This is a genomic window from Streptomyces sp. KMM 9044 (assembly GCF_024701375.2).
GTDB lineage: Bacteria > Actinomycetota > Actinomycetes > Streptomycetales > Streptomycetaceae > Streptomyces.
Window position 1 is genome coordinate 6,818,884 of the sequence record NZ_CP113910.1, and the last position, 18,988, is coordinate 6,837,871.

18 protein-coding genes and 2 pseudogenes are annotated in these 18,988 nt (G+C 73.1%); 11 read left to right on the top strand and 9 right to left on the bottom strand.

Features of this window, described 5'->3' with window-relative positions:
• Positions 1-21 precede the first annotated feature (21 nt).
• The 5 genes from HUV60_RS30490 (at position 22) to HUV60_RS30510 (ending at position 4,769) form a co-directional block, all read left to right on the top strand.
• Positions 22-999, top strand: a complete 978-nt coding sequence (locus HUV60_RS30490; RefSeq protein WP_257853251.1) for an NADPH:quinone oxidoreductase family protein — start codon at positions 22-24, stop codon at positions 997-999.
• A complete protein-coding gene (locus HUV60_RS30495; RefSeq protein WP_257853252.1) occupies positions 996-2,180 on the top strand; it encodes an acyl-CoA dehydrogenase family protein in 1,185 nt (394 codons plus the stop codon). The genes HUV60_RS30490 and HUV60_RS30495 overlap by 4 nt, the downstream gene beginning before the upstream one ends.
• Positions 2,177-3,343 carry an acyl-CoA dehydrogenase family protein gene (locus HUV60_RS30500; protein WP_257853254.1) on the top strand — a complete coding sequence of 389 codons (1,167 nt, stop codon included), beginning with the start codon at positions 2,177-2,179 and terminating at the stop codon, positions 3,341-3,343. The genes HUV60_RS30495 and HUV60_RS30500 overlap by 4 nt, the downstream gene beginning before the upstream one ends.
• Before the next feature lie 215 nt (positions 3,344-3,558).
• Positions 3,559-4,422: a phosphatidylinositol-specific phospholipase C/glycerophosphodiester phosphodiesterase family protein gene (locus tag HUV60_RS30505; protein WP_257853255.1), complete on the top strand. Its 864-nt coding sequence runs from the start codon at positions 3,559-3,561 to the stop codon at positions 4,420-4,422.
• Positions 4,423-4,574: 152 nt separating this feature from the next.
• Complete coding sequence (locus HUV60_RS30510; protein ID WP_257853257.1) at positions 4,575-4,769, top strand: hypothetical protein; 195 nt, start codon at positions 4,575-4,577, stop codon at positions 4,767-4,769.
• 62 nt (positions 4,770-4,831) lie between these two features.
• Here the strand turns inward: HUV60_RS30510 and HUV60_RS30515 are convergent, their stop codons facing one another.
• A complete protein-coding gene (locus HUV60_RS30515) occupies positions 4,832-5,230 on the bottom strand; it encodes a luciferase domain-containing protein (protein ID WP_257853258.1) in 399 nt (132 codons plus the stop codon).
• Positions 5,231-5,325: 95 nt separating this feature from the next.
• Here HUV60_RS30515 and HUV60_RS30520 point away from each other — a divergent pair, with 95 nt between their 5' ends.
• The 3 genes from HUV60_RS30520 (at position 5,326) to HUV60_RS30530 (ending at position 6,618) form a co-directional block, all read left to right on the top strand.
• Positions 5,326-5,787, top strand: coding sequence for a DUF4180 domain-containing protein (locus HUV60_RS30520; protein WP_257853260.1), 462 nt, complete (start codon positions 5,326-5,328; stop codon positions 5,785-5,787).
• 27 nt (positions 5,788-5,814) lie between these two features.
• Positions 5,815-6,399: a TerD family protein gene (locus tag HUV60_RS30525; protein WP_257853261.1), complete on the top strand. Its 585-nt coding sequence runs from the start codon at positions 5,815-5,817 to the stop codon at positions 6,397-6,399.
• Between the two features lie 75 nt (positions 6,400-6,474).
• Positions 6,475-6,618 (top strand): hypothetical protein, encoded by a 144-nt coding sequence (locus HUV60_RS30530; protein WP_257853263.1) that lies wholly within the window; start codon positions 6,475-6,477, stop codon positions 6,616-6,618.
• 196 nt (positions 6,619-6,814) lie between these two features.
• On the opposite strand, the pseudogene HUV60_RS30535 reads toward HUV60_RS30530, so the two are convergent.
• The 4 genes and pseudogenes from HUV60_RS30535 to xylB form a co-directional block, all read right to left on the bottom strand.
• A pseudogene (locus tag HUV60_RS30535) lies at positions 6,815-6,955 on the bottom strand (IS481 family transposase); the annotation flags it as partial.
• Positions 6,956-7,393: 438 nt separating this feature from the next.
• The gene (locus tag HUV60_RS30540) at positions 7,394-8,629 is read right to left on the bottom strand and encodes an ROK family transcriptional regulator (RefSeq protein ID WP_257853264.1); all 1,236 of its coding nucleotides are present in this window, start codon (positions 8,627-8,629) and stop codon (positions 7,394-7,396) included.
• A complete protein-coding gene (locus HUV60_RS30545; protein ID WP_257853265.1) occupies positions 8,626-8,757 on the bottom strand; it encodes a hypothetical protein in 132 nt (43 codons plus the stop codon). The genes HUV60_RS30540 and HUV60_RS30545 overlap by 4 nt, the downstream gene beginning before the upstream one ends.
• Before the next feature lie 94 nt (positions 8,758-8,851).
• A complete protein-coding gene (gene xylB / locus HUV60_RS30550) occupies positions 8,852-10,297 on the bottom strand; it encodes a xylulokinase (RefSeq protein WP_257853266.1) in 1,446 nt (481 codons plus the stop codon).
• Positions 10,298-10,411: 114 nt separating this feature from the next.
• Between xylB and xylA the strand changes: the two genes are divergently transcribed.
• Positions 10,412-11,578, top strand: a complete 1,167-nt coding sequence (xylA, locus tag HUV60_RS30555) for a xylose isomerase (RefSeq protein ID WP_257853267.1) — start codon at positions 10,412-10,414, stop codon at positions 11,576-11,578.
• Between the two features lie 374 nt (positions 11,579-11,952).
• A complete protein-coding gene (locus HUV60_RS30560; protein WP_257853268.1) occupies positions 11,953-12,312 on the top strand; it encodes a hypothetical protein in 360 nt (119 codons plus the stop codon).
• 53 nt (positions 12,313-12,365) lie between these two features.
• On the opposite strand, the gene HUV60_RS30565 is transcribed toward HUV60_RS30560, so the two are convergent.
• Both HUV60_RS30565 and HUV60_RS30570 read right to left on the bottom strand, forming a co-directional pair.
• Complete coding sequence (locus HUV60_RS30565) at positions 12,366-13,817, bottom strand: SWF or SNF family helicase (protein ID WP_257853269.1); 1,452 nt, start codon at positions 13,815-13,817, stop codon at positions 12,366-12,368.
• Positions 13,814-16,744: a DEAD/DEAH box helicase gene (locus HUV60_RS30570; RefSeq protein ID WP_257853729.1), complete on the bottom strand. Its 2,931-nt coding sequence runs from the start codon at positions 16,742-16,744 to the stop codon at positions 13,814-13,816. Before HUV60_RS30570 ends, HUV60_RS30565 begins: the two co-directional genes overlap by 4 nt.
• Positions 16,745-17,153: 409 nt before the next feature.
• Between HUV60_RS30570 and HUV60_RS30575 the strand changes: the two genes are divergently transcribed.
• Positions 17,154-17,336, top strand: a complete 183-nt coding sequence (locus tag HUV60_RS30575) for a hypothetical protein (protein WP_109380710.1) — start codon at positions 17,154-17,156, stop codon at positions 17,334-17,336.
• A gap of 118 nt (positions 17,337-17,454) precedes the next feature.
• Here HUV60_RS30575 and HUV60_RS30580 read toward each other — a convergent pair.
• Together HUV60_RS30580 and HUV60_RS30585 are read right to left on the bottom strand one after the other, a co-directional pair.
• A pseudogene (locus HUV60_RS30580) lies at positions 17,455-18,086 on the bottom strand (hypothetical protein).
• 175 nt (positions 18,087-18,261) lie between these two features.
• The gene (locus HUV60_RS30585; protein ID WP_257853270.1) at positions 18,262-18,861 is read right to left on the bottom strand and encodes a class I SAM-dependent methyltransferase; all 600 of its coding nucleotides are present in this window, start codon (positions 18,859-18,861) and stop codon (positions 18,262-18,264) included.
• Between the last annotated feature and the right edge of the window lie 127 nt (positions 18,862-18,988).

Consider the following 18,988-nt stretch of genomic DNA (forward strand, 5'->3'; position numbering starts at 1 on the left):
ACAGTCCCGTGGAGGCTCCGCATGCAGGCATGGCAGGTGCACGAGACCGGCGAGCCGGGCGAGGTGATGCGCCTCGCGGACGTGGAGCGGCCGGCACCCGGTGAGGGTCAGGTCCTGTTGAAGGTGCGCGCCGCGAACATCAACTTCCCGGACGCGCTGATGTGCCGGGGCCAGTACCAGGTCAGGCCGCCGCTGCCGTTCACCCCGGGCGTGGAGATCTGCGGCGAGACCGAGGACGGACGCCGGGTGCTCGCCAGCCCCGCGCTGCCGTACGGGGGCTTCGCCGAGTACGCCGTCGCGGACGCCGCCGTACTGCGCTCCGCGCCGGACGTGCTGGACGACGCCGAGGCCGCAGCCCTCCACGTCGGCTACCAGACCGGCTGGTTCGGGCTGCACCGCCGGGCCGGTCTCGAGGCCGGCGAGACCCTGCTCGTGCATGCCGCCGCGGGAGGCGTCGGCAGCGCGGCCGTGCAGCTCGGAAAGGACGCCGGCGCCACCGTCATCGGCGTGGTCGGCGGAGCCGCCAAGGTGTCCGTCGCCCGCGAACTGGGCTGCGACGTGGTGATCGACCGGCACGAGCAGGACGTCATCACCGCGGTGAAGGAGGCCACCGGAGGTCGCGGCGCCGATGTGATCTACGACCCGGTCGGCGGGGACGCCTACACCCAGTCCACCAAGGTCGTCGCGTTCGAGGGCCGGATCGTGGTCGTCGGCTTCGCGAGCGGCACGATTCCCAGCGCGGCGCTGAACCACGCCCTGGTGAAGAACTACTCGATCCTCGGCCTGCACTGGGGTCTCTACAACACCAGGAACCCGAAACTCGTCCAGCACTGCCACGAACGGCTCCTGGAGCTGGCCGCCCGGGGTGTTGTCAAGCCGCTGGTGGGCGAGCGCGTGCCGCTGTCCGGCGCCGCCGACGCCGTGCAGCGGGTCGCGGACGGCGTCACCACCGGACGGGTCGTCGTGCTGCCCGCGGCGAAGAACGGAGCCACCGCATGACCGACGCAGCCGAACTGAGGCGGCGCACCCAGGAGCTGCTGGCCGCACAGCCACCCGCCACCACCGACCGCCTCGACTTCCTGCGGGCCCGCTTCGACGCAGGACTCGCCTGGGTGCACTACCCCGAGGGACTCGGCGGGCTCGGCGCCCCACGGTCTCTCCAGGCCATCGTGGACGCCGAGCTGGAGGCCGCGGGGGCGCCCGACAACGATCCGCGGCGCATCGGCATCGGCCTCGGCATGGCCGCACCGACAATTCTGCGGTTCGGCACGGAGGAGCAGCAGCGCCACTTCCTGCGGCCGCTGTGGACCGGTGAGGAGGTCTGGTGCCAGCTGTTCAGCGAGCCGGGTGCCGGGTCGGACCTGGCCGCCCTCGGGACCCGCGCGGTCCGCGTGGACGGGGGCGGCTGGGTGGTCGACGGGCAGAAGGTGTGGACCTCCAGCGCCCATGCCGCCCGCTGGGCCATCCTCATCGCCCGTACCGACCCGGACGTGCCCAAGCACCGGGGTATCACCTACTTCGTCTGCGACATGACCGACCCCGGCGTCGAGGTGCGGCCGCTGCGCCAGATCACCGGTGAGGCCGAGTTCAACGAGGTCTTCCTCACCGGTGTCCGCATCCCCGACTCCTGCCGGCTCGGCGAGGTCGGTGACGGCTGGCGGGTCGCGCAGACCACCCTCAACAACGAGCGCGTGGCCATCGGCGGCATGCGGCTGCCCCGTGAGGGCGGCATGATCGGCCCGGTCTCGAGGACCTGGCGCGAACGTCCCGACCTGCGCACCCACGACCTGCACCAGCGTCTGCTGGGGCTCTGGGTGGAGGCCGAGGTCGCCCGGCTCACCGGCGAACGCCTGCGCCAGCAGCTCGTCGCCGGCCAGCCCGGCCCGGAGGGCGCAGGCATGAAGCTGGGCTTCGCCCGCCTCAACCAGCAGATCAGCGGCCTGGAAGTGGAACTCCTCGGAGCGGAGGGCCTGCTGTACGACGACTGGACCATGCGCCGCCCCGAACTGGTCGACTTCACCGGCCGCGAGGCCGGTTACCGCTACCTCCGCTCCAAGGGCAACAGCATCGAGGGCGGGACCAGCGAGGTCCTGCTGAACATCGTCGCCGAGCGCGTCCTGGGCCTTCCGGCCGAGCCGCGCACCGACAAGGACGTCGCTTGGAAGGAGCTGGCCCGATGAGCCCGACGAGCCCGACGAGCCCGACGAGGACCGGCCCGGCGGGTCCGGCGAATCCGGAGAGCAGACAGCCCGCTCTCCTGTACTCGGAGGAGGAAGAGGCGCTGCGCGCCGCCGTCCGGGACCTGCTCACCGACCACTGCGACGCGGCCCGGGTGATCTCCCGTACCGAGTCGGACGCCCCGCACGACCTGTCCCTGTGGAAGGCGCTCGCCGACGGCATGGGCCTCGCCGGGCTGCTGGTACCCGAGGACCGCGGAGGCCAGGGCGCCACGCACCGGGAAGCCGCGGTCGTTCTGGAGGAGCTGGGCCGGGCCGTCGCCCCCGTGCCCTATCTGACCAGCGCCGTCGTAGCCACCGAGGCGCTGCTGGCCTGTGCCGGCGGGGGCGAGGTGCTCGCCTCGCTGGCGTCCGCGCGCAGGATCGGCGCCCTCGCCGTCCCTCTGCACACCGCCCCCGGCGCGCTCTTCCCCGCCGTCCGCGCGGCGGATGGCGTCCTGCGCGGAGAACTGGCCGGGATCGCGGACGCGGACGCGGCCGATGTGCTGCTCGTCCCGGCGGACGACGGCTGGCTGTACGCCGTCGAGACGGACGCCACCGGCGTCACCGTCACCGGGCAGACGTCCCTGGATCTGACCCGTCCCCTCGCCCGCGTCGTCCTGGACGGCGCCCCGGGACAGCGGGTCGGCGACGCAGGGCCCGCTGTGCGGCGGGCCCTGAACGCGGGTGCCGGACTGCTGGCCTCAGAACAACTCGGACTCACCGAATGGTCGTTGACGGAGACCGTCCGCTACCTGAAGGACCGCAGGCAGTTCAACCGGCAGGTGGGCGGTTTCCAGGCGCTCAAGCACCGGCTCGCCCGGCTGTGGCTCGAGGCCGTCAACCTCCGCGCTGCGGCCCGCAACGCGGCGGACACACTGGCTGCCGGCGCGACGGCTGCGGGTGACGACGCCGATGCGGCCGTCGCCGTCGCGCAGGCCTACGCGGGCCAGGTCGCCGTCCGTGCCGCCGAGGAGGCGCTGCAACTGCACGGCGGCATCGGGATGACCTGGGAGCATCCGGTCCACCTGTACCTGAAGCGGGCCAAGGCCGACTCGATCGCCTACGGCACGGCGGGCGCCCACCGCGAGGCACTGGCCGAACTCGTCGACCTGCGGGCACCCTGACGTAACATCACGTACCCGGCCATACCGCCGAATCCCACGGGAGAGCCCACCCTCAGGCGGGCTCTCCCGTGCGTCCGTGTGCCCGTGGGTTCGGCGGTTCCCGGAGGTGAACGTGTGACGGCGGATCGGCCAACTCGCTTCATGGCAATGCTCATCGGGTCCGTGCAGGCCTCATACTCCAGAGGTCCCCGTACGCCGTTCCAGGGAGGCGGAGCATGGCCCTCACCACTCGTCGCGGAGCCCTCACCACCCTCGGTACCGCCCTCGCGGCCTCGATCGCCCTGCCGGCCACCCAGGCGCTGGCCGGTGAACACAGGCACCGGCCGCGTCCGTTGTGGCGGGCCCACGCCCACAACGACTACGAGCACCCGCGTCCCCTCCTCGACGCCCTCGGCCACCGCTTCGGCAGCGTCGAGGCCGACATCCACCTCGTGGGAGACCGACTCCTCGTCGGCCACGACCCCGAGGACCTCGACCCGTCCCGCACCCTCGAGTCCCTCTACCTCGACCCCCTCGCCGCCCGCGTGCGGGCCCACCACGGGTCGGTGTACCGAGGGCACCGCAAGCCGCTCCAACTGCTCATCGACATCAAGACCGAGGGCGCGTCCACCTACCTCGAGCTCCATCGCCATCTCCGGCGGTACCGGCACCTGTTCACCACCTGTGCGGGCGGCCGGGTGCTGCCCGGACCGGTCACCGCCGTCATCTCGGGCCACCGTGCCGCCCGCGCACCCATGGAGGCCCAGCGGGTGCGGCACGCCTTCTACGACGGCCGGCTGGCCGACCTCGGCGGCCCGGCCGGCTCCTCCCTGGTTCCGCTGATCAGCGACAACTGGACGCTCCACTTCACCTGGCGGGGCGTCGGCGTCTTCCCCGACGCCGAGCGCCGCAAGCTGCACGACATCGTGGGTGCCGCGCACGGGCACGGCCGGACGGTACGGTTCTGGGCCACCCCCGACCTGCCGGGCCCCGCCCGGGACGCCCTGTGGGGCGAACTGGTCGCCGCGGACGTCGACCACCTCAACACCGACGACCTCGCAGGGTTGGAATCCTTCCTCGACGCGTACCGCCCACGGTAGGACGCTCACCTCCCGCCGCAGGGCGAGTGCCGACCGCGGTACGTCGTGGACACCACACGTTCGGAGGACAGGCCGGCCGCCCGGACGAACCCTCCACTACGCCACACTTGCGGCCGAACGCCGCGAAGCGGACGTGGCGGAGGAGGTTGACGATGGCCATTTCCATCTCTGTGGTGCTGCTGCTCGCGATCCTGGCGGTGATCTTCCTGCGCAACGGCGGGTTGAAGCTCTCCCACGGGATCGTCTGCCTGCTGCTCGGGTTCTGTCTGGCCGGCTCGGACATCGCTCCCGCCATCCACAGCGGCCTGACCGCGACGGCGGACATCGTCAGCGGTCTGCGGCCGTGAGGCCCGGCGCCGTGGGCGGGTGAGGGCCCCTGACCCGCCCACGGCGGGGAGCGGGCGTCCTCTCAGTGTTCGGTCACCGGGTCGCGCGGCAGCACCGTGACCCGGTGGAAGTTGCACCCGGTGGCCGTCGGCACGGGAGAGGGGAGCGGGATGGACTGGTGAGCCTTGAGGGCGACGCTCACCAGGGTCAGCAGCAGGTCGACGTCGGTGTCACAGTCCAGATGCACCGTCACCCAGTTCGACCCCGGCACCAGCTGGATCGCGGTCGAGGCGCTGAGGTCGTAGCGGAAGCGCTGGATGGCGCGACGGGTGAGGTGGAGGTCGACATCCCGTCCCGAGTGGAAGTGGACGACCTCGTCACGGGCGGAACGGAGAGCCTGTCCGGTACCGCACCCTGCTTTGCAGACGGTGAGGTCGGGCCAGGCCCGGAGTCGCTCCATGGCTCGCTGCGCCGGTGTCATGGCCTCATAGTGACTCGCTCACCGTGCAGTAACCAGTAGTTGGGCGTTTCGTAATCGATCAGTGAGGCGACGCACTCCCTCACGTGCGATCAATCATGACAGACAGTCACCTCGCGGCCGTGCGCGGAGTCTCCGCTCTCCTGTGCGACAAGGACGGGACGAAACCGGGCGGCGGTGAGACCGCTCTCGATCTGATCGGTGATGCCCTGGGGCGTCAGGCGGACACGGTGGCCGTCCCGGTCGAGCGAGTGGCGGACGACTTCTTCTCCCTGCGCTCGGGTGTCGTCTGCGACGTGGTGCAGAAGTTCGTCGACTACCGCCTCCGCCCGGCGGTCATCGGCGGCATCGCCTCCCACGTGGCCGGCAGCGATGCCCTCCGCGACTTCGTGCGCGAGCGGACCGCGGCAACCAGCTCTGGTTCGGCTCCGACCGCGCGGAACTCGAGCGGCGGCTGGGGTGAGGACCGGGTGAGGACACCGACTGGAGGCCCTCCGGGCTCTCCTCGGGGCCGGTCACGAGGGGCATGCAGGGCATCAGGCACACTTTGCGTGTCGTAGTCCGCCTTGACGAAGGATGACCCACCCATGATCACGCTCACGAAGGAAGACGGCCCGGCAGACCTGGACGGAGTGACCCATCTGTCCATCGGGGTCTCCTGGGACCCGACCGCCGGCAGCAGCGGCGGTGTGATGGGCAAGCTGCGCCGTAAGGCCGGCACGGACCTCGACCTGATCGCCGTTGCCCTGCAGGGCGGGGACCCGGTGCGCCTCGCGGGTCTCGACTCGCTCGACCCCCTGGGCAACGGCGCGCTGGTTCACAGCGGCGACAACCAGACCGGCCACGGCGACGGGGACGACGAGACGGTGACCGTCGAGTTCGCCCGGGTCCCGCCCAACATCACGTCGATCGTGTTCGTCGCCGCCGCGTACAAGAAGGGTTCCTCCTTCCAGAAGGCGCGCAACATCAGCTTCAAGGTCTATGACGCGAGCGGGGGCAGCACGCAGCAGGTCGCCGACATCTGGCCGAGCCTGCTCACCCAGGACAACGGCTGCGCCGTGGCCAGGGCGATCCGGGTCGGTGGCACGTGGAAGCTCGAAGTGATCAACACGACCGGGAAGGTCAAGCAGGGCGACGAGCACGCCCTGATGCGCTTCGCCGTCAGCAACTAGCTGCCGGCGACCGACGGGGGCGGTCCGGGCTCCGCCGAGCCCACCGCGCGGGCATGGGGGGGGGCGGGGATTGTGGTGAGCCGGATGCTCTACGGGGAGCAGTCGTGGAATCCGCTGGCGCGGACCGTGGAGTTTTCCGGGGACCGGCTGCGCAGGGGCGGCAGGAGCACGCCGTTGAGCGAGCTGAACCTCCACGCCATGGCCGAGGCGTTCCAGTGAGGGGACTGGCTTGGGGGCGGCGGGGCGGAACGCCTGCTGACGTGGCTGCCGGCCGGGGCCGGGGCGGTTCCGGTGACCCGTGTCACCGGAACGAGCGCGCCGGTGAAGGTACGACAGGCCGCGGAGTTCGCCCGCACGCTGGGGAACTGGCGGTCCGGCAGTGCTGTACTGACCCGTGAGGTTGGGGACGCGGCTGGCGGGTGGCCCAGCGCTGGGCGGTCGTGGGTGAGACCTGGAAGCGTTCGGCGGCCCGGCGCAGGATCCAGCCGTCGTCGACGACGCAGCGGGCCAGACGCAGGCGTCCGGTCTCGGTCAGGGGTGCATTACGGTGGGGCATGAGGGCCTTCCGGTCGTTCGATGGTGATGTCGCAATCCACACCGAACCCGGAGGGCCCTCACTCATTCAAGATCATCCCACCGTGAAACCTGTCACCAACCTCCGTGGACAGAACAACTTAGGGCCTGTCCGGTGGGTCGAGTCGGAGGTGACCGGCGGCGTCCGTCCAGCTGGGTCGAGGGGGGCTGGTGCGTTCGGCTGCAGGGTGGAGGAGGGTGTCGGCGCGATGGGGGTGCCCGCGCTCGAGCGCAGCCGGGAGCGGGGGAGCCGGCAACCGACGACAACGCCGATGGGGGCGCCCCCTGCTCGAAGGGCCCGGGGGAGGGCGTGCCGGGCCTCGCGTCTTCGGCATGATCCGCCGGACAGGCCCCAGGCGTACCGACCCGCGACAACCACCTTCACGGTGACCTCACCGGCACCGTGCGCCCAGGAGCGGACTCAAGCCCGTTCGGCGACGGACGCGGGGTCGTCCAGGACGCCCCGGATCACCGAGTGCGCCGCGCCCAGGAGAGAGCCCTCCGGGCCCAGGGCGGACACCGAGACGGGGCAGGCCGGGCCCGCCGTGCGCCGGGCCAGCTCGGAGCGGAGCGAGGGCAGCAGCCAGGGGGCGAGCCCGGACAGCGCGCCGCCCAGGACCACACTCTCGGGGTCCAGGAGGTTGACCGCCCCGGTCAGTGCGATGCCCAGCGCCGTTCCCGCGTCGTGCAGCGCACGTCGTACGGCGGGGTCGCCCTGCTCGGCGCGGCCCGCGAGCAGGCCCACGCGGTCCTCGCCGGGCGTCAGGCCGGCGGCGCGCAGCACGGCCTCCTCGCCGGCGTACTGCTCCAGGCAGCCACGGCCGCCGCACGCGCACTCCGGGCCGTCGGGCCAGACCGGCACATGACCCAGCTCGCCCGCGAAGCCCCGCTTCCCGAGCAGCAGTTTCCCGTCCACGACCACCGCGGCGCCGATGCCGATCTCGGCCGACACATGGAGGAAGTCGCGCGGGGTCTGCTGGCCGAGCCAGAGCTCGGCCAGCGCGCCGCAGTCGGCCTCGTTGGCCACGGTCAGCGGGAACCGTGCCGGGAGCAGGGCACCGAGGTCGGTGTCGTGCCAGCCGAGGTTCGGCGCGCGGACGACGGTCCGCGCGCCGCGTGCCACCAGGCCCGGTACGGCCACGGTCAGCCCGGCCGGCCACAGACCCTCGTCCTCGATCGCGGCGACGACGCGGAGCAGCAGTGCGGTCAGCTCCCCGGTCACCGTCCGGGGAGAACGACCGCGGTTCGGGACGTGCCGCACGGCCCGTGCCCGGACCTCCCCACGCAGGTCGACCGCGCAGACCGCGAGGTGGTCGACGCCGATCTCGGCGCCGACCCCGGACGGACCGCGTCCGCTGACGGCGAGGGCCGAGCCCGGCCGGCCCACGCGTCCGGGCCGTTCGGGGCCCAGCTCCTCCAGCAGGCCCGAGCGGATCAGCTCGTCGACCAGGGTGGAGACCGCCGCCCTGGTCAGGCCGATGCGCGAGGCGACGGCAGCCCGGGACAGGGGTCCCTCCGCGCTGACGGTGTGCATGACCCGTGAGAGGTTGCGGCGGCGCATGCCCTGCTGGGTGTCGGGCAGGGCGCGCTCCGGACCGGCCGAGGGCAGCACCCGCCCCGGAGCAGCCGGCCGGGCCTCGTGCAGCGGTGCGCTCATGCCTCCGTCAGTCCTCGGTCGGTCAGGGGAGCGCTCGGTCGTTCCCGGTCGGTGGCGCGCTCCGGACCGGCCGAGGGCAGCACCCGCCCCGGAGCAGCCGGCCGGGCCTCGTGCAGCGGTGCGCTCATGCCTCCGTCAGTCCTCGGTCGGTCAGGGGAGCGCTCGGTCGTTCCCGGTCGGTCGTGAGTGGGGCCTGGCCCGGTCCTGAACCGTCCCCGGCCGTCAGGCGGCGTCCGTGCCGCGTTCCAGAAGCGGGGCCGCGTCGGAGAGTACCCCGGCGATCCCGGCCAGCGTCTCCTCGTCCCGCTCCACCGCCTCCAGCACCGGTCCCGCCGTCGTGTCCCAGCGGCGGGCGACCGCGGCCGGGTCCTCGCCGGTGAGCAGACCGGCCGCCTGTGCCGCCGCTCCCAGCGCGACCAGCTCCCGTGCCTCGGGCACCTGCACGGGCCGCCCCGACAGTCGCCGTACGGTCCGCTGCCAGGCGGTGCCCCGCGCGCCACCGCCGATCAGCAGCAGGGGCGCCGACGGGTCCGCGTCCTCGTCGACCACGCGGTCCAGCGCGCCCAGCAGTGAGTGCACGGCACCGTCGTAGGCGGCCTGGAGCAGCTGGCCGCCGGTCGTGTCGTGGCGCAGCCCGTGCAGCAGACCGGACGCGTTCGGCAGGTTCGGGGTGCGCTCGCCGTCGAGGAAGGGCAGGAGCGTGACGCCGTGGCCCGGCTCGACGGCCTCGCGGTCCAGTCCCAGCAGTGTCGCGACCCGGTCCACGGCGAGGGTGCAGTTGAGAGTGCAGGCGAGCGGCAGCCAGTCGCCGCGCGCGTCGGCGAAGCCCGCCACTGTGCCGGTCGGGTCGGCGGGCCGCCGCCGCGACACCGCGTACACCGTGCCCGAGGTGCCGAGGCTCATCACCGGCGTGCCGGGCCGTACGCCGAGGCCCAGCGCGGCGGCCGCGTTGTCCCCGGTGCCGCACGCCACCAGGGTGCCCTTGGAGAACGGCAGGCCATGGCCCTCGCGCACGGTCCCGGCCACCTCGCCGGGGCGTACGACACGGGGCAGCAGCGCCGGATCCAGTCCCACGTGCGCGAGGATCTCCTCGTCGTACGCCTCGCTCCCGGAGGCCCACCAGCCGGTGCCGGAGGCGTCGCCGCGGTCGGTCGTGCCCTGCCCGGTGAGCCGCTCGGTCAGATAGTCGTGGGGGAGGCGGACGGCCCTGGTGGCACGGACCGCCTCCGGCTCGTGCTCCGCCAGCCAGGCCCACTTGGTGACCGTGAAGGAGGCGGCCGGCACACTTCCGGTGTGCTCGGCCCAGAACTTCGCGCCGCCCAGCTCCTCGGTCAGCCGGTGGCTCTGGGGCGCGGAGCGCACATCGTTCCACAACAGCGCCGGACGCACCGGCTCGCCCCGCGCGTCCAGGGTGACCAGCCCGTGCTGCTGGCCGCCGATCGACACCGCGGCGGCCTCGTGCGCCGCCTGGCCGCACTGGCGCAGTGCCTGAGTCAGGGCGTCCCACCACTGACGCGGATCGCTTTCCCGGCCCGCCCCCGAGGTCACGGTGTGCGGTGCCTGGCCGCTCGCGACGACCCGTCCGGTGGCCACGTCGACGACCAGCGCCTTGGTGGACTGGGTGGACGTGTCCACGCCGACGACAAGCGGACCCTCGGCTGCTGACATCGGTTTCTCCCTCTTGCGCGGCTCGGTGGGCTGACCATCTTCCCAGAGATGGTGCTGCATACTAATTTGTAAATCGCCATGACGAAATAGTCTCAGCGAGCAAGGAGCCGCGGCATGAACTACCAGCCCACCCCCGAGGACAGGTTCACCTTCGGCCTGTGGACCGTCGGCTGGCAGGGACGGGACCCGTTCGGTGACGCCACCCGACGTGCCCTCGACCCGGTCGAGTCAGTGCAGCGACTGTCCGAGCTGGGCGCCCACGGCGTCACCTTCCACGACGACGACCTGATCCCGTTCGGCTCGAGCGACAGCGAGCGCGAGGGACACATCAAGCGCTTCAGGCAGGCGCTGGACTCCACCGGCATGAAGGTGCCGATGGCGACGACCAACCTGTTCACCCACCCGGTGTTCAAGGACGGCGCGTTCACCGCCAACGACCGGGACGTGCGCCGCTACGCGCTGCGCAAGACCATCCGCAACATCGACCTCGCGGTCGAGCTCGGCGCCGGGGTGTATGTGGCCTGGGGCGGCCGTGAGGGCGCCGAGTCCGGTGCCGCCAAGGACGTACGGGTCGCCCTGGACCGGATGAAGGAGGCCTTCGACCTGCTCGGCGAGTACGTCACCGCCCAGGGCTACGACCTCCGCTTCGCCATCGAGCCCAAGCCGAACGAGCCGCGCGGAGACATTCTGCTGCCCACCGTCGGTCACGCCCTGGCGTTCATCGAGCGCCTGGAGCGGCCCGAGCTCTACGGCGTCAACCCCGAGGTCGGCCACGAGCAGATGGCCGGGCTGAACTTCCCGCACGGCATCGCGCAGGCACTGTGGGCCGGCAAGCTGTTCCACATCGACCTCAACGGCCAGTCCGGCATCAAGTACGACCAGGACCTCCGGTTCGGCGCCGGCGACCTGCGCGCCGCGTTCTGGCTGGTGGACCTGCTGGAATCGGCCGGCTACAGCGGACCGAAGCACTTCGACTTCAAGCCGCCGCGGACCGAGGACCTCGACGGCGTGTGGGCCTCGGCGGCCGGTTGCATGCGCAACTACCTGATCCTCAAGGACCGCGCGGCAGCCTTCCGTTCCGACCCCGAGGTGCAGGAGGCGCTGCGCGCGGCCCGCCTGGACCAGCTGGCCGAGCCCACGGCGGCCGACGGCCTCCAGGCGCTGCTCGGCGACCGTTCCGCCTTCGAGGACTTCGACGCCGACACGGCCGCCGCGCACGGCATGGGCTTCGAGCGTCTCGACCAGCTGGCGATGGATCACCTGCTGGGCGCCCGGGGCTGAGTTCCCGGGGCGGTGCCTCACCGCGCGGTGACCGGCCGGATACTGCCCGGCACCGCGCGGCGACCGGCCGATGTCGCTGTCCGGCGCCGGAGACCGGCGCCGGACAGCGACATCGGCCGGCTCCGTGGCGAATTCCGTGCGGGATGCCCGCACCGGGGGTGTCCGAGGCGACCATGGTCGGTATGGCCACGCCACCGGTACCGCCCCAGCCGCCCGGCCCGCCGGGTGACACACCGCCTCCGGGCGGCGGCTTCGGACCTCCCTCGTACGGCGGCGCACCGCCGCCACATGGTCCCCCTCCGCCGACGGGCCCGCCCGACGGCGGGGGCGGCTCGGGGCGCGGTCCCGGCGGGCGCCGTAATCTCCTGCGCATCGTGCTCGCTGCGGTCGTGGCCGTTGTGGCCGTTGTGGCCGTCACCGTGATCGTGCTGATGGCGTCGGGAGACGACCGTTCGCCGGACGACCGGCCCACCGGGAGCAGCACCGACGGCTCGCCGGAGCCGTCGCCGGGCATCCCGTCCGAACTCCCCAGTGACCTGGAGAGCCTGCTGCCGTCCGGCTTCCCCACCGAACTGCCCTCGGACTTCCCGAGCGGGCTGCCCAGCGGTCTGGAGAGCCTGCTGCCGACCGAGCTGCCGGATCTGCCCACCGAACTTCCGAGCAACGTACCCAGCAACCTGCCGAGCGGTCTCGAATCGCTCCCGCCGTCCCTGGAGGAGGCCGCGCTGCGCTGAACCGAGTGCAAGCGCGAGGGCGTACGAGGCCGGCGGGGCGGCTCTCTGGGGGACTACGTCCCGAAGAGCCGACCCGTATCCGTCCCCGCGCCCGCCCAGGTCTGCGTACCCGGCTCCGTCGAAGCCTCCGCGTCCGCTGTGGCCAGGGCCGTCGCCGGGTCCTGGGCGGCGGATCCGGCCGGGACCCAGCGTCCGCGCTCCTCGCGGTACGGCCACCAGCGGCCGTCGCGCCCGAGACGCAGCTGGATCCGACCGCCGTCGAGGGTCCAGCGGTTGGCGCGGAACCGGAACACCGGCCGCTGTGCCTCGTCGCTCTCGGCCCAGGCCGACTGCAGGGCGGCACGCGCGCGTGCGAAGGTTCCGGCGTCCACCGACCACTCCTCGTCGAGCACCGTCAGCGCCGCCGCCCCGCCCTGGCGCCAGGCCCGTACCGCCACTGCCAGCCCTTCCCGGCCACGGCCCGAACCGTCGGCGAGCCGGTCCGTCACGGCGCGCGGGGGCTCACCGGCGGCCAGCCGCACCGCGTCCCGCGCCACCGTCGGTTCCGGCACCACCGGCTGCCGTTCATGCCCGTCCCGGAGCGCCTCAGCCAGCAGACGGCGGGCCTGCGCGGCCGTCCGCGAGGCGAGGAACTCCAGGGCGGACGGGTCGATCCCGGCGGCGGGAGGCTCGTCCGTGTCCAGCGACGGCGGTATCCCCGGCTCCGCGGGCAGCGGGGCAACGCCGGGCAGCGCAGGCCGGACGCCCCCGGCCGCGAACGCCTCGGCCGCGTCCACGCCCTCCGGCCGGGACCGCTCCCCGGAGGCGGACGCGGACGACGGCCCGCCACGCGACTGGAGCGCGTCCAGCAGGGCGCGTCCTCCGCGTCCCCGGACCAGGAGCAGGACGACCGGGTCCTGGTCCAGCAGCCGGGCCACCTGGTAGCAGAGCGCCGCCGTGTGACCGCAGTGGTCCCACGCCCCGCAGTCGCACTCCGGCTCCAGATCGCCCAGGCCCGGCAGCAGTTCGACCCCGGCCAGCTCCGCGTCCTCCACCAGGTGTGGCGGCATCTCCCGGTCGAGGAGCGCCGCCACATGCCCGGCCCGCTCGACGGCCATGTCCAGGAAGCGGTCCCACTGTCCGTCCGACAGTTCCTGCAACAGCACGTCCGCGCGGTGCGCCGTGCGGTCACGGTCCTGTACGACCGCCGTGATCCGCCCCGGCCGTACGGACACGGCACCGACCGCTCCCGCGCGGGCAAGCCGGCGGCCCGCCGTGAGCTGCTGGGTGTCCAGCGCCGTGCCCTCCAGCGCGGTCAGCCAGGCCCGGCCCCACCAGGTCTGCGCGAAACCACGCCCCCGCGCGGGAGGCAGCGCGGCGAACGTCCGCTCCACGCCGGACCCGACGCCGGTCCCCTCGGGGCCGGCTCGGTCCGGGCCGGTCCCGTCCACCCGGGCTTCTTCCGGCTCGTACCAGTCGTCGGTGTCTTCCACGTCGGCTCCGTCACCGTCGTCGTACCGGGTCATCTCGGTCCCCCTCGCAGTGCCACCAGATCCGCCAGTTCCGCGTCCGTCAGCTCCGTGAGCGCGGCCTCGCCGGAGCCGAGCACCGCGTTTGCCAGCTCGCTTTTGCGGGCCAGCAGTTCGGCGATGCGGTCCTCGATCGTGCCCTCGGCGATCAGCCGGTGCACCTGCACCGGGCGGGTCTGCCCGATCCGGTACGCGCGGTCCGTGGCCTGCACCTCCACCGCGGGGTTCCACCAGCGGTCGTAGTGCACGACATGCTCGGCACGGGTGAGGTTCAGTCCCGTGCCCGCCGCCTTGAGCGACAGCAGGAAGACCGGGACCTCGCCGTCCTGGAAACGCCGCACCATCTCCTCGCGCTCGGCGACCGGCGTGCCCCCGTGCAGGAACTGCGAGGGCACACCCCGACCGGCGAGGTGCCGCTCCAGCAGCCGGGCCATCTGCACGTACTGCGTGAAGACCAGCACACAGGCCTGTTCGGCGAGCACGGTGTCGAGGAGCTCGTCGAGCAGTTCGAGCTTCCCGGACCGTCCCGCGATCACCGGACGCTCCTCCTTGAGGAACTGCGCCGGATGGTTGCAGATCTGCTTCAGCCCGGTCAGCAGCCTCACGATCATTCCCCGCCGCGCCATGCCGTCGGGCCCAGGGGCGTCGGAGGTGCCGGAGATCTCGGCCAGGGCCTCCCGCACCACGGCCTCGTACAGCGCTGTCTGCTCCTGTGAGAGCGGTACCGCGTGATCGGTCTCCGTCTTCGGCGGCAGTTCGGGCGCGATCCCCGGGTCCGCCTTGCGGCGGCGCAGCAGGAACGGATGGACCAGCCGGGCCAGCCGCTCCGCCGCGGCAGGGTCCTGGCCGCTCTCCACGGCGTCCGCGTACCGTCGGCGGAAGGTGCCGAGCCGGCCCAGCAGGCCGGGCGTCGTCCAGTCGAGGATGGCCCACAGTTCGGACAGGTTGTTCTCCACCGGAGTGCCGGTGAGCGCCACGCGCGCGCGTGCGCCGATCGACCGCAACTGCCGGGCCGTCGCCGCGTACGGGTTCTTGACGTGCTGCGCCTCGTCGGCGACGACCATCCCCCAGGGCACCTCGGCGAGCCGGGGGGCGTCCAGACGCATGGTGCCGTACGTGGTGAGTACGAACTCGCCGTCGGCCAGGTCCTCCAGCGAGCGGCGCGCCCCGTGGAACCGGCGCACCGGGGTGCCGGGCGCGAACCGTTCGATCTCCCGCTGCCAGTTGCCCATCAGGGAGGTCGGGCAGACCACGAGGGTCGGCCCGGCGGACGCGGGACCGGACTGCCGGTGCAGATGCAGGGCGATCAGGGTGATCGTCTTGCCGAGGCCCATGTCGTCGGCGAGACAGCAACCCAGTCCCACGGACGTCATGTGGGCCAGCCAGTTCAGCCCGCGCCGCTGGTAGTCCCGCAGGGTGGCGTCGAGGGCCGCGGGCTGTGGTACGGGCTCCTGGGACTCGGGGTCCGCGAGCCGGTCCCGCAGGGTCGCCAGCCAGCCGGTGGGCCTTACCTCGAACCGGCGGCCGTCCACCTCCACCGAGCCGGTCAGGGCTGCCCCGAGCGCGCCGACAGGCGTGACCTCGTGATCCCGGCGCCCGCGGGCCCGGACCACCTCCCGGGGGTCGACCAGCACCCACTGGTCACGCAGCCGCACGACGGGGCGCTTGCTCTCCGCGAGCCGGTCCAGCTCCGCGCGGGTGAGCGTCTGCTCGCCCAGGGCGAACGACCAGTCGAAGGCGAGCAACGCGTCGGCCGACAGGAAGGACGGTTGCTGGGAGGCACCCTTGAAGCCTGCCCGGCCGGACGGCTGCTCCCCGTCGGCGGGACCGATCTCGGCGCGGGTGGTCAGTTCGCGGATCAGCTTCTTGGGCCAGTGCACGTCGACGCCCGCGGCCGCGAGCGCCCTCGTGCCCTCGCCGAGGAGTTCGGTGATTTCTTCGTCGGCGAGTTCGACCGCGTCGGGCACCGTCGCCGACAGCAGGGGCGTGAGCGGCGCCCAGGCTCGGGCCGCCCGGCGCAGCGCGAGCAGTGTGTCCATCCGGGCCCGCGGCCCGAAGCCCTCGTCCGGGTCGGCTGAACCGACCGAGCCGTACCGGTCTTCCGCGGCCCCGGCCCACACGTCGGTGGCGTTCGCGACGAGCGCGGGATCGCTCACGGCGTGCACCTGGAGCACGGCCCGGAACGTGGCGCCGATGCTGGAGTCGCTGGAGTCGCTGGAGTCGCTGGAGTCGGTGGAGTCGGTGGAGGGGGTGGAGGGGGTGGTGTGGTCCGGGGCACCCGGCGCTTCCGGCGTGTTCCAGGCCGCCGGCACGTCGGTGAGGCCGTGCACCTCAATGCGCAGCGACAGGCGCACGCCCGCGTCGTGGCCCGCAGCGACGTCGATGGCCCAGTCACGCAGTTCGGGCAGGTGCTGGGGCTCGGGCACGGCGTAGGCGGGGGAGCCGGTCACCAGAGGCGCGGCGGGGGAGCGGGGCAGGGTGTCGGCGACCGCATCGAGGAAGGAGCGCAGCAGCCGTTCGGGGGCGGGCAGCCGCAGGGGCCCGGTGCCTTCCAGCGGCTGGGCATGAGCCTCGGGCGGCATCGCGGCGGCGAGTCGGCGCACCGCCTCGACGTCCTCCACGTCCAGCGGACCCGCGCGCCAGGCGTCGTGGCCGGCCGGGGACAACCCCGGCAGCAGCAGACCGCGTGCCACCAGACGCAGCGCGTGCAGGGCGGCGGTGCCCCAGAAGACGGGGGCGGGATGCCCGTCACCGCCGGCCCGTGCGCGCGTGAGGACGGGCAGGGCGGCACGCAACGGCAGCACGACCGCACGGACGCCCACCGTTGTCACGCCCTCGCCGCCGGGCGCGACGACGGTCAGGTCCTCGACCTGTGCGGTGTCTACGGCAGGGGGAGCCGACCCGTCGGGCCGCCAGAAGGCCATGCGGCCGGTGCGGGCGGGGTCACCGGGTACGAATACGGCGGAGCAGCGGGCCAGGTCGGCGTACTGAGCGAGGGAGGGAGACAAGGGAGTCGTCTGCGCGGCGATCACGGAATCCTTGATTCATCAAACTTGACTAGTGAGGGCGGAGTCGCCGACAGTACAGCACGGTCGCGGTCGGACGGGTACGCCTGGGATGCGAACTGGGACACCATGGACACGCGGTCGTGCTCCGCCCCGACCGGTCGACGAGCCGAGAATTCGACGAGCCGACGACGGCCCTCCGAGGGAAACCCTAGGGAAACCCTAGGGGCGAACCTCAGGGACGCCTCAGGGACACGGTCGGAACCGCCAGGAGCGCGAGGCCGTTCCCATGTCAGAGAGCGGCAGTAGCCGCGAAGGAGGCGACACCATGTCGAAGAACGCCAAGATCGCCGCGGGAGGTGTGGCGGCCGGGCTCATCCTGCTCATCTGGCTGCCCTGGTGGGCCGCGCTCCTGATCGTTTTGGGAGTCCCGGCCGCCGCGTACCTTGCCCTGGACCCCTCGCAGCGGAGCAGGCTGCGCCGCGTTTCACGCAAGGAGCTGGGCCGCTGAGACACAGGGGTCCGTCCAAAGGACGGGCCCCTGCCGCGCCGCGGCCCCGGCACGGTCCAGGGCCAGGAGCCGACCATGCCACCGCCGGCGGTCTGGCACCGCCCTCCGCCCGCGCGGTTCACAGAGGCCGCACGGCGATCCTGTCCAGGTCCTCCAGGAGTCCCGGCAGTTTCGGCCCCCTGCCCATCGGGAGGACCTCCCCGGGGCCGTCGTCGAGGAGGACGAACGCCATGTCGTCGGTCCTGGCCACCAGGGACCAGCCGGGTGTCGACACGCAGCGTGCGTGTCACCCGGTGCGAAGGACGAGCGGACCCGGCCGAGCGGCGGTGGCGAGGAGACGTAGGCATGTGCCTCCGCCAGGGCCCGCCGAATGCCGCTGTGGCCCACCTGCTGCCCGTGAGGGCCGTCGGCCGGGGCGCCGTCGTCGGACGAGCCGTCCGCGGTCGGCCGCTCCGCGGCAGGCTCCTCCGCGGTCGGGGTTGCGTTCTCGTCCGCAGGCTTCTCCTCGGCCGTGCTGCCGCCGGCCGCGCCGCCGCCGGCGGGTTCCCCGTCGCTCTCGGAGGCCTCCGCGGAGCCGCGCGGAACCGGGAACGCCGCCTCGTCGACCTGCTCCCGCCAGACCGTCCACCGGAGTGCGATGTAGTCGTCGCCCAGCACGCTCGGGAACTTCGCCGGCGTCAGCAGCGCCGCCGTCAGCACATGGGGCGCGTCGTCCGCGGCAGCGACGGTTTCCTCGTCCGTCCCGGCCATTGCAGCCTCCCCGTCGGGTTCGTCCACCGGCGCGCACACTAATCCGACCCCGAGCCCTTTGTCGCGACCCCGAACCCGCACCTGGACCTGTAGTTTTCCATTCCGGCCGGGGCGAATTCCCCCGATCGCCCACCCGCCGCCGCGTGGACCGCACGGCGGCGCCCGGCCGAGGAGGTCAGCCCTCCCGGGCGGCCAGCGCCAGGAACTGTGTGTCCTCGTCGGTGTAGGACATCATGCGCCAGCCCGAACCGGCCAACAGCGGACGGAGGTTGGGTTCCGCGCGGAGGTCGTCCGGCGTGATCGTGCGACCCTGGCGGGCAGCGAGTGCCGCCCTGCCGATCGGATGGAACAACGCGAGCATCCCACCGGGCCGCACCACCCGGGCCAGCTCCCCGAGATTCACGGCCGGGTGAGGCAGGTGCGCGATCAGACCCGCCGCGAACACGGCGTCGAGCGACCCCGGACGCAGCGGCAGCGCGGCGACATCCGTGAGCAGCAGCGTGCCGTCACGGTCCCGTCCCGCCCGCGCGGCCTCCCGCAGCATGGCCGGAGTCAGATCCGCCCCGAGGACCGTCCCGAAGGGTCCCACGGCCGCCCGCAGCGGGGGCAGGGCCCGCCCGGTGCCACAGCCGGCATCAAGGACCCGGTCGCCCTCGCGCAGCCCGAGCCCGGCGACCGCGGCCGCGTAGACGGGACCGTCGTCGGGGAATCGGCGTTCCCAGCCGGCGGCGCGCGCGGAGAAGAACTCCTGGACGTGTGTGTGGTCGTCGCTCATGTCCGGCATGATCCCCCACCTGCCGGCCCGCACCACAGCACCCCGCGGCGGCTCGTCCCCGTCCCTCGCCCCTCCCGTAATCCGGACGCGATCGCGCGTGCCGCCGAGCCACCGGATCCGGCCACCG